The sequence below is a fragment of the Acidovorax sp. genome, assembly GCF_034519795.1.
Classification (GTDB): domain Bacteria; phylum Pseudomonadota; class Gammaproteobacteria; order Burkholderiales; family Burkholderiaceae_C; genus Acidovorax.
In genome coordinates this window covers 198,400-213,241 of record NZ_JAXHOB010000014.1, presented here as the reverse complement: position 1 = coordinate 213,241, position 14,842 = coordinate 198,400, and the positions used below count along the sequence as shown (strand labels likewise).

The 14,842-nt window shown below is 68.5% G+C and carries 13 protein-coding genes; 8 read left to right on the top strand and 5 right to left on the bottom strand.

All coding sequences use genetic code 11. The features are described from left to right. Positions 1 to 6 precede the first annotated feature (6 nt). The 3 genes from U5N23_RS17670 to U5N23_RS17660 are packed head-to-tail and all read left to right on the top strand — an operon-like array spanning position 7 to position 3,939. Complete coding sequence (locus tag U5N23_RS17670) at positions 7 to 1,896, top strand: amidohydrolase (protein WP_322594085.1); 1,890 nt, start codon at positions 7 to 9, stop codon at positions 1,894 to 1,896. Next, positions 1,896 to 2,306 (top strand): DoxX family protein, encoded by a 411-nt coding sequence (locus tag U5N23_RS17665; protein ID WP_322594084.1) that lies wholly within the window; start codon positions 1,896 to 1,898, stop codon positions 2,304 to 2,306. The genes U5N23_RS17670 and U5N23_RS17665 overlap by 1 nt, the downstream gene beginning before the upstream one ends. Beyond that, complete coding sequence (locus U5N23_RS17660) at positions 2,296 to 3,939, top strand: MFS transporter (RefSeq protein WP_322594083.1); 1,644 nt, start codon at positions 2,296 to 2,298, stop codon at positions 3,937 to 3,939. Before U5N23_RS17665 ends, U5N23_RS17660 begins: the two co-directional genes overlap by 11 nt. Before the next feature lie 4 nt (positions 3,940 to 3,943). On the opposite strand, the gene U5N23_RS17655 is transcribed toward U5N23_RS17660, so the two are convergent. Beyond that, positions 3,944 to 6,025 (bottom strand): molybdopterin oxidoreductase family protein, encoded by a 2,082-nt coding sequence (locus U5N23_RS17655; protein ID WP_322594082.1) that lies wholly within the window; start codon positions 6,023 to 6,025, stop codon positions 3,944 to 3,946. Between the two features lie 121 nt (positions 6,026 to 6,146). On the opposite strand from U5N23_RS17655, the gene U5N23_RS17650 reads away from it, so the two are divergent. Further along, complete coding sequence (locus U5N23_RS17650; RefSeq protein WP_322594081.1) at positions 6,147 to 7,295, top strand: ABC transporter substrate-binding protein; 1,149 nt, start codon at positions 6,147 to 6,149, stop codon at positions 7,293 to 7,295. 13 nt (positions 7,296 to 7,308) lie between these two features. On the opposite strand, the gene argE is transcribed toward U5N23_RS17650, so the two are convergent. Beyond that, positions 7,309 to 8,466, bottom strand: a complete 1,158-nt coding sequence (gene argE, locus U5N23_RS17645; protein WP_322594080.1) for an acetylornithine deacetylase — start codon at positions 8,464 to 8,466, stop codon at positions 7,309 to 7,311. Between the two features lie 79 nt (positions 8,467 to 8,545). On the opposite strand from argE, the gene U5N23_RS17640 reads away from it, so the two are divergent. Then, on the top strand, positions 8,546 to 9,754 hold the full coding sequence (locus U5N23_RS17640) for a M20 aminoacylase family protein (protein WP_322594079.1): 1,209 nt from the start codon (positions 8,546 to 8,548) through the stop codon (positions 9,752 to 9,754). 95 nt (positions 9,755 to 9,849) lie between these two features. Next, positions 9,850 to 10,947 (top strand): M14 family metallopeptidase, encoded by a 1,098-nt coding sequence (locus U5N23_RS17635; protein ID WP_322594078.1) that lies wholly within the window; start codon positions 9,850 to 9,852, stop codon positions 10,945 to 10,947. Position 10,948: 1 nt separating this feature from the next. Here the strand turns inward: U5N23_RS17635 and U5N23_RS17630 are convergent, their stop codons facing one another. Next, complete coding sequence (locus U5N23_RS17630) at positions 10,949 to 11,416, bottom strand: nuclear transport factor 2 family protein (RefSeq protein ID WP_322594077.1); 468 nt, start codon at positions 11,414 to 11,416, stop codon at positions 10,949 to 10,951. 98 nt (positions 11,417 to 11,514) lie between these two features. Here U5N23_RS17630 and U5N23_RS17625 point away from each other — a divergent pair, with 98 nt between their 5' ends. Continuing rightward, positions 11,515 to 12,090, top strand: a complete 576-nt coding sequence (locus tag U5N23_RS17625) for a TetR/AcrR family transcriptional regulator (RefSeq protein WP_322594076.1) — start codon at positions 11,515 to 11,517, stop codon at positions 12,088 to 12,090. A 6-nt stretch (positions 12,091 to 12,096) separates the two neighbouring features. Here U5N23_RS17625 and U5N23_RS17620 read toward each other — a convergent pair whose 3' ends face one another. Continuing rightward, positions 12,097 to 12,657 (bottom strand): DUF922 domain-containing Zn-dependent protease, encoded by a 561-nt coding sequence (locus tag U5N23_RS17620; RefSeq protein WP_322594075.1) that lies wholly within the window; start codon positions 12,655 to 12,657, stop codon positions 12,097 to 12,099. Between the two features lie 4 nt (positions 12,658 to 12,661). Next, entirely contained in the window at positions 12,662 to 14,155 is a 1,494-nt protein-coding gene (locus U5N23_RS17615; RefSeq protein ID WP_322594512.1) for a wax ester/triacylglycerol synthase family O-acyltransferase, read from the bottom strand. Between the two features lie 301 nt (positions 14,156 to 14,456). Here U5N23_RS17615 and U5N23_RS17610 point away from each other — a divergent pair, with 301 nt between their 5' ends. Then, positions 14,457 to 14,711, top strand: a complete 255-nt coding sequence (locus tag U5N23_RS17610; RefSeq protein WP_007860945.1) for an acyl-CoA-binding protein — start codon at positions 14,457 to 14,459, stop codon at positions 14,709 to 14,711. Positions 14,712 to 14,842: the final 131 nt, after the last annotated feature.

Below are 14,842 nucleotides of genomic sequence, written 5' to 3'. Positions count from 1 at the left end.
CCTCCCATGGCCCAGACCAGCACGCCCGACCTGATCCTGCACCACGGCCGCTTCACCACGCTCAACCGGGCCCAGCCCACGGCCAGCGCCGTGGCCATCGCGGGCGGCCGCTTCACCCAGGTCGGCGCGGACCGCGAGATCCTGCCGCTGGCCGGCCCCGGCACGCGCGTCATCGACCTGCAGGGCCGTTCGGTCCTGCCTGGGCTCATCGACAACCACCTGCACATCATCCGCGGCGGCCTGAACTTCAACATGGAGCTGCGCTGGGACGGCGTGCGCAGCCTGGCCGACGCCATGGCCATGCTGCGCCGCCAGGTGGCGGTGACGCCCGCGCCGCAGTGGGTGCGCGTGGTGGGGGGCTTCACCGAACACCAGTTCGCCGAGAAGCGCCTGCCCACCATTGCCGAGCTCAATGCCGTGGCGCCCGATACGCCGGTGTTCATCCTGCACCTGTACGACCGCGCCCTGCTCAATGCTGCCGCGCTGCGCGCCGTGGGCTACACGCGCGAGACGCCCGCGCCCCCGGGCGGCGAGATCGTGCGCGACAGCGCGGGCAACCCCACGGGCCTGCTGCTGGCCAAGCCCAATGCCGCCATCCTGTACGCCACGCTGGCCAAGGGCCCCAAGCTGCCGCACGAGTACCAGGTCAACTCCACGCGCCACTTCATGCGCGAGCTCAACCGCCTGGGCGTCACGGGCGCCATCGACGCGGGCGGGGGCTTTCAGGCCTACCCCGACGACTACGCGGTGATACAGGAGCTGGCCGATGCCGACCAGCTCACCATCCGCCTGGCCTACAACCTGTTCACGCAAAAGCCCAAACAGGAGAAAGAGGACTTCCTGCACTGGACCGCCACCTCGCAGTACAAGCAGGGCACGGACTACTTTCGCCACAACGGCGCTGGCGAGATGCTGGTGTTTTCAGCCGCCGACTTCGAGGACTTCCGCCAGCCCCGGCCCGAGATGGGCCCGGAGATGGAGGACGACCTGGAGGGCGTGGTGCGCATCCTCGCGCAGAACCGCTGGCCTTGGCGCATGCATGCCACCTACGACGAGACCATCACCCGCGCGCTCGACGTGTTCGAGAAGGTGAACCGCGACACGCCGCTCGCAGGCCTGAACTGGTTCTTCGACCATGCCGAGACGATTTCGGAGCGCTCCATCGACCGCATCGCCGCGCTGGGCGGCGGTGTGGCCGTGCAGCACCGCATGGCCTACCAGGGCGAGTATTTCGTCGAGCGTTACGGCGCAGGCGCCGCCGAGGCCACGCCGCCGGTCAAGCGCATGCTCGAAAAGGGCGTCAAGGTCTCTGCCGGCACCGACGCCACGCGCGTGGCCTCATACAACCCCTGGGTGTCACTGTCCTGGCTGGTCACGGGCAAGACGGTGGGCGGCCTGCAACTGACCCCGCAGCGCAACTGCCTGGACCGCGAGGCCGCGCTGCGCATGTGGACCGAGAACGTGACCTGGTTTTCCAACGAGGAAGGCAAGAAGGGCCGCATCGAGGTGGGCCAGCTGGCCGATCTGGTGGTGCCCGACCGCGACTTCTTCGCCTGCCCCGAGTCCGACATCGCCGACACCACGGCCCTGCTCACCGTGGTGGGCGGCAAGGTGGTCTATGGCGTGGGCGACTTCGCCGCGCACGACGGTGCCGCACCACCCCCGGCCATGCCCGACTGGTCGCCCGTGCGCACCTTCGGCGGCTACGCCGGTTGGGGCGACCAGGAAGGTGCGCCGCTGCAGGCTGTGGTGCGCCGCGCGGCGGCCGCCTGTGCCTGCGCCAACGATTGCAATGTGCATGGCCACCAGCACGCCACGGCCTGGAGCAGCCAGCTGCCGATTGCCGACCTCAAGGGCTTCTGGGGCGCGCTCGGTTGCGCCTGCTGGGCGGTGTGATGCTGGAGGCCCTCCATTGCGCAGCGACCGCACCTTGGGTGCAGTCGCTGGCACTGCTGTGCCTGTGCGCAGCCTACCTGCAGGGTGGCCTCGCCAAGGCGCGCGACTTCGCTGGCGCCGTGGCCGAGATGCGGCACTTCGGCCTGGCACCGGCCGCGCCGCTGGCGGCTGCCACCATCGCGCTGCAGATCGGGGCCTCGGCTCTGGTGGTCTCGGGCTGGTATCGGTGGGCCGGGGCGTTGGCGCTCGCGGGCTTCACGGTGCTGGCAGCATTCCTGGCCGACCGCTTCTGGCAGGCGGCACCGGCAGAGCGCCGGGCCACTGCCAACGCATTCTTTGAACACTGGGGGCTGGCGGGCGGTTTCGTGCTCGTGGCCTGGCACGACCTGGGAGGCCTGCATGGCGCATGAACACGAGCACGATCACCCTGACACCCCTGCGCCGGCGGCCGTGCCCGCAGCGCAGTCCGGCAGCTTCGCACCGTTGCGCCTGCCGGTGTTCGCGGTGCTCTGGGCGGCCACGGTGCTGGGCAACATCGGCAGCTTCATGCGCGACGTGGCCAGCGCCTGGATGGTGACCGAGCTGTCCACCAGCCCCACCGCCGTGGCGCTGGTGCAGACGGCGGCCACGCTGCCGATCTTCCTGCTGGCGCTGCCGGCGGGCGTGCTTTCGGACATCCTGGACCGCCGGCGCTTTCTGATCGGCGTGCAGATTCTGCTGGCCGGAGTCAGCGGTGCCCTGCTGCTGTTGGCCCACACCCACACCCTCACGGTGGAGTACCTGATCGCGCTGACCTTCCTGGGCGGCGTGGGCGCGGCCCTGATGGGGCCCACCTGGCAGTCCATCGTGCCCGAGCTGGTGCCGCGCAGCGAGCTGCGCAACGCCGTGGCGCTCAACTCGCTGGGCATCAACATCGCACGCGCCGTGGGCCCGGCGGTGGGCGGCCTGTTGCTGGCCAGCTTCGGTGCGGCCGCGGCCTATGGCCTCGACGTGCTGAGCTATGTGTTCGTGGTCGCGGCATTGCTGTGGTGGCGCCGGCCGCCCGCCGTGGACACGGGGCGCAACGAACAGTTTTTCGGCGCCTTCCGCGCTGGCGTGCGCTATGCCCGTGCCAGCCGCGAGCTGCACGTGGTGCTGCTGCGCGCGGCGGTGTTCTTTCTGTTCGCGAGCTCCGTGTGGGCGCTGCTGCCGCTGGTGGCCCGGCGCATGCTGGGCGGCTCGGCCGGCTTCTATGGCGTGCTGCTGGGCGCCGTGGGGGCGGGTGCCATCCTCGGCGCTGTTCTGTTGCCCCGGCTGCGCCGCCGGCTCGATACCGATGGCCTGGTGCTCACGGCCTCGCTGCTCACGGCGTTCGTCATGGGCGCATTGACCCTGGCGCCGCCGCAGTGGGCCGCCGTGGCGCTGATGCTGGTGCTCGGTCTGGGCTGGATCATCGCGCTCACCACGCTCAACGGCGTGGCCCAGGCCGTCTTGCCCAACTGGGTGCGCGGGCGTGGCCTGGCCATCTACCTCATGGTGTTCAACGGCGCCATGGCCGCCGGCAGCCTGGGCTGGGGCCTGGTGGCGGGGCAGGCCGGCCTGGCCACCACGCTGCTCATCGGCGCGGCCGGGCTGGTGCTGGTGGCTTTCGTGTTCCACCGCGTGAAGCTGCCCGCGGGCGAGGCGGACCTGCAGCCCTCGCGCCACTGGCCCGAGCCCCTGCTGGCCGAGCCCGTCGCGCATGACCGTGGCCCCGTCATGGTGCAGGTGGAGTACCGCATCCGCAAGGAGGACCGGCCGGCCTTTCTGGCCGCCATGCAACTCGTGGCCACGGAGCGCTGGCGCGACGGGGCCTATGCCTGGGGCGTGGCCGAGCACACGGGCGAGCCGGAACGCGTGATCGAATGGTTCCTGGTCGAATCATGGGCCGAGCACCTGCGCCAGCACGATCGGGTCTCCCAGGCCGATGCCGACCTGCAGGCCCAGGCGCTGCGCTTTCACCAGGGGCCCGGCAAGCCCGTGGTGCACCACTTCCTGGCGCTGGCGCCAGGGGCTGCGGGCTGAAGGCTCAGGCCGCTGTTGCGTCCACGGCCTCCACCTCGACCAGGCAGTCGTAGAAGGTGGGCGCGCGGCCCAGGTCGGTCAGGGCCTGGCTGGTGATTTCGTTCACGTTGGTGCCGTCCAGGCCCAGCTTGCGCCACCAGATGCCCATGCCGTTGACCACGCCGGGGCGGGCACGGCGCGACACGCTGGCGTGGCAGCGGTAGCTGCCCCGGGCGTTGAACACGCGCACGATGCTGTGGTTGGCAATGCCGCGCGCTTCGGCGTCGTCGGGGTGGATCTCAAGCAGCGGCTGGCCTTCGATGTCGCGCAGGCTCTGCACGTTGACGAAGCTGGAGTTCAGGAAGTTGCGCGCCGGCGGCGAGATCATGGCCAGCGGGTACTGGGCCGAGCTGCCCTGCAGCTCGTAGTTGGGCAGGTGGTCGGGCAGGCCGTCCAGGCCCTGGGCTGCCAGGCGCGCGCTGTAGAACTCGCACTTGCCCGAGGGGGAGGGGAACTGCCCCTCGGCAAACGGCGCATCGGGCATGGCCAGCGTGGCGAAGCCCTGGGATTCGAGCAGCGCAAAGTCCACCGCATCGCCGAAGGCCTGGCGGCACAGGGTTGCGTCGTCGTCGGCAAAGCAGGCGTCGGTGTAGCCCATGCGGGCGGCCAGGTCGCGGAAGATCTGCGCGTTGGAGCGCGCCTGGCCCAGCGGCGCGATGGCCGGGCGGTTGAGCACCACATCGGTGTGGCCGTAGGACAGGTGCACGTCCCAGTGCTCCAACTGCGTGGTGGCCGGCAGGATGTAGTCTGCATAGTCGGCCGTGTCGGTGTGAAAGTGCTCCAGCACCACCGTGAACAGATCCTCGCGCGCAAAGCCCTGCACCACCTTGCCCGATTCGGGCGCCACGGCCACCGGGTTGCTGTTGTAGACCACCACGGCCTGCACCTGCGGGCCGAAGGCCGGCGAGGCCGCGCGCAGCAGGTCGTCGCCGATGGTGGACATGTTGATGGTGCGTGGTTGGCGGCCCGCGAGCAGGTCGGGGCGCTGCAGCACGGCGCGCTGCACCGGGTACTGGCCGGAGCTCGACAGCAGCATGCCGCCCGCACGGTGGCGCCAGGCGCCCGTGAGCGCGGGCAGGCAGGTGACGGCGCGCACGGCATTGCCGCCGCCGCGCACGCGCTGCATGCCGTAGTTCAGGCGGATGGCGGCGGGTTGGGTCGTGCCGTAGTCGCGGGCCAGTTGGCGGATCTGCTCCACGGGCACGCCGCAGACCTCGGCCGCGCGCTCGGGCGGCCATTGCAGGGCGCGCTCGCGCAGGCCCTCCCAGCCCAGGGTGTAGCGGGCGATGTAGTCGTGGTCCAGCCAGTCGTGGGCGATCAGTTCGTGCATCAGCGCCAGGGCCAGCGCGGCATCGGTGCCGGGGCGCAGGGCGATGTGCTCGTGGCACTTGTCGGCCGTCTCGGTCTTGCGCGGGTCGATGCACACCAGCCGGGCGCCGTTGCGCTTGGCCTGCTGGGCGTAGCGCCAAAAGTGCAGGTTGCTGCCGATGGAGTTGCTGCCCCAGATCAGGATCAGCTGCGCCTCGGCGAAGAACTCCACCTTCATGCCCACCTTGCCGCCCAGGGTCTGCACCAGGGCCTCGGCGCCGGCCGAGGCGCAGATGGTGCGGTCCAGCAGCGAGGCACCGAGCTGGTGGAAGAAGCGCCGGTCCATGCTCTCGCCCTGCACCATGCCCATGGTGCCGGCGTAGCTGTAGGGCAGGATGGCCTGGGGGTCGTGCGCTGCAATCGCCGTCAGGCGCTGCGCGATGTCGCCCAGGGCTTCGTCCCAGCTGACGGGGGTGAACTGCCCGCTGCCTTTGGGGCCGCTGCGCTTGAGCGGGGTGAGCACCCGCTCGGGGTGGTAGCTGCGCTCGGTGTAGCGCGAAACCTTGGCGCACAGCACGCCGTCGGTGTGCGCATGTTCAGGGTTGCCCTGGACCCGCGTGGCCACGCCGTCGACCACGGTGGTGATCAGCGCGCAGGTGTCGGGGCAGTCGTGGGGGCAGGCGCCGCGGACCCCGATGGGCTCTGGCGCAGTGGGGGCGGCTTCGGAAGTCGTGGGCATTTGTAAGGCTGGTCGTTAAACTGGCATGCAGGGCTTGGGGGGAACGCGCTCGTGGCGCGGGCCTTCCGGGGAGCATCAAAGGCACAGAGCCCTTGGATTTTCTTCAAACCGGGATTTCACCATGAACCACGCTGTATTGGGGCGCAGGCAATTTTCCGCAGGCTTGGGCGCCGTAGCGCTCGCCGGCTTTCAGACCGCTCGGGCGCAGGGCGAAGGGCGCATCGTGCTGGGCCAGTCGGCCGCCTTCACCGGGCCGGCGGCGCAACTGGGCATCCAGTTCCACCAGGGCGCCAAGCTGTTCTTCGACCAGCTCAATGCCCAGGGCGGTGTGGGCAAGCGGCAGATCGAGATCCGCACGCTCGACGATGGCTACGAGCCCGACCGCTGCGCCGAGAACACCAGAAAGCTCATGGCCGACGATGTGTTTGCGCTGTTCGGCTACATCGGCACCCCCACCAGCCTGGCCGCGCTGCCGCTGTTCACCAAGGAGAAGGTGCCGTTCTTCGGCCCCTTCACGGGGGCCGAGGCATTGCGCCAGCCGTTCAACCGGCTGGTGTTCCATGTGCGTGCCTCGTACTACGACGAAACCGCGCTCATCGTGCGCCAGCTCACCAACCTGGGGATCAAGAAGATCGCGGTGTTCTACCAGAACGATGCCTACGGCAAGGCCGGGCTCGACGGCGTGGTGCGTGCGCTGACCGAGCAGAAGCTGGCGCCCGCCGCCACGGCCACGGTGGAGCGCAATTCGGTGGACGTGAAGGCCGCGGTGGACAAGCTGGTGGCCGCCAAGCCCGACGCGGTGGTGCAGATCGCCGCCTATGCGGGCAGCGCCGCCTTCGTGCGCGCCGCGCGCAAGGCGGGGTTTGGCGGCACGTTCTACAACGTGTCCTTCGTGGGCACGCAGGCCCTGGCCGACGAACTGGGCAAGGACGGTGCCGGGGTCGTGGTCTCGCAGGTCATGCCCTCGCCCTACCAGCCCTCGCGCCAGATCACGCGCGAGTTCCTCGAAGCCATCAAGAAGGGTGGCGACAAGGTGCAGGCCAACTACTCCAGCATGGAAGGCTATGTCGCTGCGCGCGTCTTTGCCGAGGGCCTGCGCCAGGCCAATGGCAGCGGCAAGATCACCCGCGATGGCCTGATTGCCGGGCTCGAAGGCCTGGGCTCGCAGGCCATCTCGGGCTTTCAGGTGTCGTACAGCGCCACGGACCATGCCGCATCGCATTTCGTGGAAATGTCGATGCTGACCGGTGATGGGCGCGTGAGGACCTGACCGCCTTGCTGCTTCAGCCGAAGGCCTTGGTGCGTGCCAGCCCCTGCATGAAGGCCTCGCAGCGGCCCAGTTGCTCCAGGCTCACGTACTCGTCGGGCTGGTGCGCCTGCTGGATGCTGCCGGGGCCGCACACCACCGTGGGGATGCCGGCGTTCTTGAACAGCCCGGCCTCGGTGCCGAAGGCCACCAGCGTGGTGCCCTTTTCGCCGCTGAGCTCCTGCGCCAGGCGGGTCACTGCGTCGTCCTTGCTGCCCAGAAAGCTCGGGATCTCGCAGATCGTCTCGAAGCTGAAACCGGTCTGCGGCGCCACCTTCTGCATGGCGGGTTCGAGCGAGCGCGCATAGGCCAGCACCTCGGACTGCATCTGGGCGGCGTTGGCCGTGGGCAGGTCGCGGAATTCATAGCGGAACTCGGCGTCGCGCGGCACCACGTTGTCGGCAATGCCGCCATGGAACTGGCCCACGCTGGCGGTGGAAAACGGCACGTCGAAGCCCTCGAAGCGCGGCTCGCTGCGCTCGAAGCCCTCGGCCATGTCGCGCACCCGGCCCACCACACGCGCTGCCATCTCGATGGCGTTGACCGATTGCGGCGTGAGCGAGGAGTGTGCCTCCTTGCCGCGCACGCAGCACTTGTAGCGGTACACGCCCTTGTGGGCGATGGCCGGCACCATGCTCGTGGGCTCGCCCACGATGCAGGCCAGCGGGCGGATGCTGGCGTCGCGCAGGTCGGCGATCAGCTCCTTGACGCCGAAGCAGCCCACCTCCTCGTCGTAGCTGAAGGCAAAGTGCAGGGCAAACGGCGCGTCGCTGGCCAGGAACTGCTCGGCATGCGACACCGCGATGCCGATGAAGGCCTTCATGTCGGCACTGCCGCGGCCGTACAGATTGCCGTCCTTGACGAGGGCGCTCAGCGGGTCCATCGTCCAATCCTGGCCATCCCATGGCACGGTGTCGGTGTGGCCCGAGAGGATCACCCCGGCGGGCTTGCCCTCGCCCAGCGTGGCGAACAGGTTGGCCTTGGTCTTGTCGGCGTTGTAGGTCAGGCGGCTTTTCACGCCCAGTTGGCCCAGGTGGTCGCGGATGAAGTGGATCAGCTCCAGATTGGAGTTGTGGCTGACGGTGTTCATGCGCACCAGGGTCTGCGCAAGTTCGAGGGCGTGGGAGGAAATCATGGGCGTGGATTGGTGAATAACCCGGGTTGGCACATAGGTTGCTCTCGGGCTAGACTGTGAAATCGTAAGGACACATATCATGAACGTTATCGACTCCATCGTCACCCAGGCGGCCAGTATTGCAGCGGTGCGCCGGGACATTCACGCCCACCCCGAGCTGTGCTTCGAAGAGGTGCGCACGGCCGACGTGGTGGCCAACAAGCTCACCGAGTGGGGCATTCCCATCCACCGCGGCCTGGGCACCACGGGCGTGGTCGGCATCGTCAAGGGGCGCGACGGGGGCGCCAGCGGCCGCGCCATTGGCCTGCGCGCCGACATGGACGCGCTGCCCATGCAGGAGTTCAACACCTTCGCCCATGCCAGCAAGCATGCCGGCAAGATGCACGCCTGCGGGCACGACGGCCACACGGCCATGCTGCTGGCGGCGGCGCAGCATTTCGCCAAGCACCGCAATTTCGACGGCACCGTGTACCTGATTTTCCAGCCGGCCGAAGAGGGCGGCGGTGGCGCGCGCGAGATGATCACCGACGGCCTGTTCGAGCAGTTCCCCATGCAGGCCGTGTACGGCATGCACAACTGGCCCGGCATGCCCGTGGGCCAGTTCGCCGTGAGCCCCGGCCCGGTGATGGCGTCGAGCAACGAGTTCAAGATCACCATCCGCGGCAAGGGCAGCCACGCGGCGCTGCCGCACAACGGCATCGACCCGGTGCCGATCGCCTGCCAGATGGTGCAGGCCTTCCAGACCATCATCAGCCGCAACAAGAAGCCGGTGGATGCGGGTGTGATCTCGGTGACCATGGTGCACGCCGGCGAAGCCACTAACGTGGTGCCCGACAGCTGCGAGCTGCAGGGCACGGTGCGCACCTTCTCCATCGAGGTGCTGGACATGATCGAAAAGCGCATGAAGCAGGTGGCCGAGCACACCTGCGCCGCGCACGACGCCACCTGCGAATACCACTTCCACCGCAACTACCCGCCCACCGTGAACTCTGCGCCCGAAGCGGATTTCGCCCGCAAGGTGATGGCGAGCATCGTTGGCGAGGCCAATGTGCTGGTGCAGGAGCCCACCATGGGCGCGGAAGACTTCGCCTTCATGCTGCAGGCCAAGCCCGGCGCCTACTGCTTCATCGCCAACGGCGACGGCGCGCACCGCGAAATGGGCCATGGCGGCGGGCCCTGCACGCTGCATAACCCGAGCTACGACTTCAACGACGACCTGATCCCGCTGGGCGCGACCTACTGGGTCAAGCTGGCCGAGGAGTGGTTGGCGCAGCCCACGACGGCCTGACACCCCTGTTGTCCTCTCTTTCCTGAAGCCCCGGGTGCCCTCGCGCGCCCCGGGCTTTCTTTTGCTACCGACCCCATCCACGAAAGCAACCGCCCATGATCGGCATCGTCGACGCCTTTTCGCCCAGCTACGCCCAGGCCCGCAAGAAGTTTCTGGAGGGCGCGGCGGCGGCCGGCCTGCCCATCGAGTCGCATGCCCATCCGCTCAAGGGCCGCGACGGTGAAGACCTGGCCATGGACGTGGTGCGCGACGGGCCGGCCGATGCGACCAAGCTGCTCATCGTGAGCAGCGCCTGCCACGGCGTGGAAGGCTACTGCGGCACTGGCGTGCAGGTGTTTGCGCTGCATGACCAGGAATGGCGCGACAAGGCGCATGCCGCGGGCGTGGCCACGCTCTACATCCATGCGCTCAACCCCTACGGTTTTTCGCACGTGCGCCGCTTCACGCACGAGAACGTGGACCTGAACCGCAACTTCCAGGACTTTTCCAAGCCCCTGCCCGTGAACGAGGCCTACCGCGAGGTGCAGCCCCTGCTGCTGCCCGAACAGTGGCCGCCGTCGGCCGACAACCTGGCGGCCGTGCAGCGGTACATCGACACCAAGGGCGAGGGCGCCTGGCAGGCCGCGATCTCGCGCGGCCAGCATGAATTTCCGCAGGGCCTGTTCTTTGGCGGCACCGAGCCCACCTGGAGCAACCGCACCCTGCGCCAGGTGCTGCGCCAGCACGGCGCCCGCGCGGCGCAGATCGCCTGGATCGACCTGCACACCGGCCTGGGCCCGAACGGCCACGGCGAGCGCATCTACGCGGGCAAGGACGACGCTGCCTCGGTGGCCCGTGCCCGCGCCTGGTGGGATGGCGGCGGCGCCACGCCGGTGACCTCGATCTACGATGGCTCCTCGACCTCGGCCTTCCTCACCGGGCTGATGTGGAACGCGATCTACGACGAATGCCCGCACGCCGAAAGCACCGGCATCGCCATGGAATACGGCACGGTGCCCGTGCTCGACGTGATGAACGCCATCCGCGCCGAGCAATGGCTCAACCTGCACCCGGATGCGTCGGCCGAGCAGGCGAAGCAGATCAAGGCGCAAATGCTGGAAGCCTTCTACACCGACACCGACGCCTGGAAGGGCCAGATCGTGAGCCAGGCCCGGCAGTCCATGTTCCAGGCTATCGACGGCCTGAGCCGCTGACTCAAAGGCCCAATTCGGTCAGACCCGGATGGTCGTCCGGGCGCCGACCCTGGGGCCAGTGGAACAGGCGGTCCGCCGCCTTGATCGGCTGGTCGTTGATGCTGGCGTGGCGCACGGCCATCAGCCCGGCGTCGTTGAACTCCCAGTTCTCGTTGCCGTGGCTGCGGTACCAGTTGCCGGCATCGTCGTGCCATTCGTAGGCAAAGCGCACCCCGATGCGGTGCGAGCTGAACGCCCAGATCTCCTTGATGAGCCGGTAGTCGAGCTCGCGCGCCCATTTGCGTTCGAGGAGCTGCTGGGCGGCTGCACGCCCGACCGGAAACTCGGCGCGGTTGCGCCAGCGCGTGTCTTCGGTGTAGGCCAGCACCACGCGGGCCGGGTCGCGGGAGTTCCAGCCGTCTTCGGCCAGGCGGACTTTCTGGATGGCGGTTTCCAGGGAGAAAGGGGGCAGGGGCGGGCGGGATTCCATGGGCGGTACCTCGGTAGGGTCAGGTCGGTTGAATGTAGACAGGTCTGTCTACATCGCAATCATACACGCATGTAGACAGACTTGTCTACAATGGCGCCATGCTGCTTGCTCCCCTCCCCGAAGTCCACGATCTGCCTGCGCGCGAGCGCTTGCTGCACACGGCACACCGGCTGTTCTACCGCGAGGGCATCCGCGCCACCGGCATCGACAAGGTGATCGCCGAATCGGGCGTGACCAAGGTGACCTTCTACCGCCATTTCCCAAGCAAGAACGACCTTGTCTGCGCCTACCTGGAGATGCGACACACGCTGTGGATGGCATGGTTCGCCGATGCGCTGGCGCGCCATGGCAAGGCCGGCACCGGATTGGCGGCCCTGGCGCCTGCGTTGGGCGAGTGGTTCACCCGTGAGGACTTCCGGGGCTGCGCCTTCATCAACAGCGTGAGCGAGCTCGGCCACACGGTGCCCGAGGTCAACGCCATCGCCCGCCGCCACAAGCAGGACATGACAGACCTGTTGGCCATGCTGTTGCCGCCATCGGCCACGCAGGCGCAGGATGCCCAGGCGCTGACCCTGTTGGTGGAGGGTGCCATCGTGCGGGCGCAGCTGGGCGAGCCCGTGCCTGCGGTGTTGGCCAGCGTGTCGCGCCTGTTGGCCGCTCTGGGGCCCCTATAGCGGCCCTCAGTCCAGGCGTGCGCCCTGTGAAGTGCCATGGCCGGTGTCGCGGTCGTACTGCTTTTCGCGCTCTACATGCTCCTGGAGCAGGCGGCGGCCCAGCGCGTCGGCGTTGCGCTCCAGCGTGGCGCAATCGGCGGCTGCCGGTAGGCGGGCAATGCCCTGGTCGATGGCCTGGGCCGCATCGCGACCCACTTGAACATGGCCCTGCTCATGCTGCGACAGCGCGCGCAGGTAGCGGTCAAAGGTCGCCTGCTGCTGGGGCGTCGCGCCACGCAACTCCGGCAACTGCACCTCCGTGGTCAGTCGCGTGGTGACTTCGGTGATGGCGCAGCGGCCCGAGGCCTCGCGCCACCAGCGGTAGTTCCAGCGCACATTCCAGCGCGTGTAGCCGTGAAAGCGCCGGCCGTCCACCACGATGGGCGTGGCGGCCTGCAGCGCCTGGCGCAAGGTCTGCCCGGGCGCTATCGGAACGGGGTAAGGGCGCTGGGAGTGCTCCTGGAGCACGGTGGCGCTGGCGGGTACTTGCAGCAGCAAGACCAGCGCCGAAACGGCGAACCAGCGCAAGGTATCAGTCTCCCCAAGGGAGCATCAGGGTGAGCAGCGACAACTGGTCGAACTCGGGTGCGAACGCATCGATGATGCGCTGCGGCTCGGGGCACAGCGTGGTGTCGGTGATCACGCCGAACTGCACGCCGCCGCCGTAGCTCAGAATGGAGACCCCCAGGCCGATGTCCCCCGACTGCGGCACCCAGAACATGCACTGCGTGACGCGCGCGCCGCACAGCGTGAGCTGCTCCTTGGGTCCCGGCACGTTGGTCATCACCGCCGTGGTCTTGCGGCCGAAGAGGTTGAGCAGCGCGTCCTGCGCGGGCTTGATCATCAGGCCGGCCACGGCCAGCATCGCGAACGCGAGGATGGGCTGGGTGCTGCCCTTCAGGGCATTCATGCGCCGGCGCACTTCGTAGACGCGCTCCACCGGGTTGGCCACGCCGATGGGCAGCACCAGCGGCACCAGGCCGAAGCGGTTACCGAGCTTCCAGGCCTCCTCCATGGGGCGCAGGTTCACCGGGATCATCGCGCGGATCTCCTGGCCCGCCGGGTCGTCGCCCTGGCTGCGCAGATAGCCCCCGATGGCACCGGCCACGCAGGACATCAAGACATCGTTGATCGAGCAGTTGAGCGCCTTGCCGATGGCCTTGACCTCTTCGAGCGGGATCGGCGGGCACCAGGCCACACGCTTGGCCTGGCCGGGCTGGCCCTTCAGGCGCGTGGGCGAATCGTCGGGCATCAGCGCCAGGGCGGCCGCGTCGCTCACCAGCTGGTAGGCCACGCGCGCCATGTCCATGGTGCCAGCCAGGCCGTGCTGCATGGCCTTCTCGGGGTCGCCCAGCACCTTGAACGAGCGCGCCGCGCCATCGCCCGCCAGGTCCAGCGCCTTCACGGTGAGGCCGGCCAGCGGCTTGATCAGCGCATCGGCGATCCAGTCCTCGGCCGTCGCGGCGGCCTCGCGCTCCTTGCGGCTGCGCTTGGGCGGCTCGGAGCCTCCGTCCACGATGGACATCGTGACCGAGATCAGGGCGATGCCGTCGGCGATGCAATGGTGGATGCGCACGATGAGTGCGCTGCCCTGCTGGCCGTCGTCGCCCGTGAAGTTCTCGACCAGGTGCATCTGCCACAGCGGGCGGCGCGGGTCCAGCGGCTGCATGGCCAGCTCTCCCACGCGGTCCTGCAGGGCGCGCTGCATGCTCTGGCCCGGTTCCTGGGGCAGGGTCTCGCGCAGCACGTGGGCAGCAATGTCGAACTGGCGGTCTTCGACCCAGGTGGCGCCGGCCGCGTCCTCCACCACGCGCTGGCGAAAGCGCGGGTACTGCAGCAGGCGCTGCTGCACGCGCTCGCACAGGGCCTCCCAGCCGATGCCGGGGGCCAGCGTCCACACGCCGTTGATCATCATCAGGTTGCTGCCCGAGTCCATGCGCAGCCAGGCTGTGTCTACCTTGCTCATGCGCTCGCCCGACAGGCCGAGCATGCCGGTGGCGGCGCGGCGCACGTTCTTCTGCACCATGCCCGCAGCCTTGCGCGCAGCGGGTGGCAAGGCCTGGGCGGCTGCTGCGGTGGTGGCCCGCGCCTTGCGGGCGACCGTGGATGCCGCGTTCAGCGAATTGGCGAGGCCCTCCGGGCGGGCGGTGGTTGGAGCAGCAATGCGGGTCACCATCGGATGTACACCTGTTGTGGTTGTTTTGGGGGCTTGCCTCTATGGATTGCACAGCGCAGGGCCTTGTGCAGACCGTAAGATACAACGCCGCAAACCATTGCCGACACCGTTCTTTCCCTCCCCCATCTTTCGAACCCCAAGGAGCAACCCCATGGCCGACCTGAACGCCGCCTTCGAAGCCGCCAAAGCCAATTCCGAGAACCTGAGCGAGCGCCCCAACAACGCCACGCTGCTCAAGATCTACGCGCTGTACAAGCAGGCCACCGTGGGCGACAACACCGAAAAGAAGCCCAGCTTCTCCGACATGGTGGGCCGCGCCAAGTGGGATGCGTGGAACGCGCTCAAGGGCACCGAGGCCGATGCCGCCAAGCAGCAGTACATCGACCTGATCACCGAGCTCAGCTGATCCGGGCCATGCCCCGCGACTGACCGAGCGGCCTGCGGGCCGCTTTTTCATGGGCGTTGCGGCACGGGCTGGACGGGTGGGGGCATCAATGTTTCAATAGACAGAACCTCATTCTCTTGGGCGATTCCTTC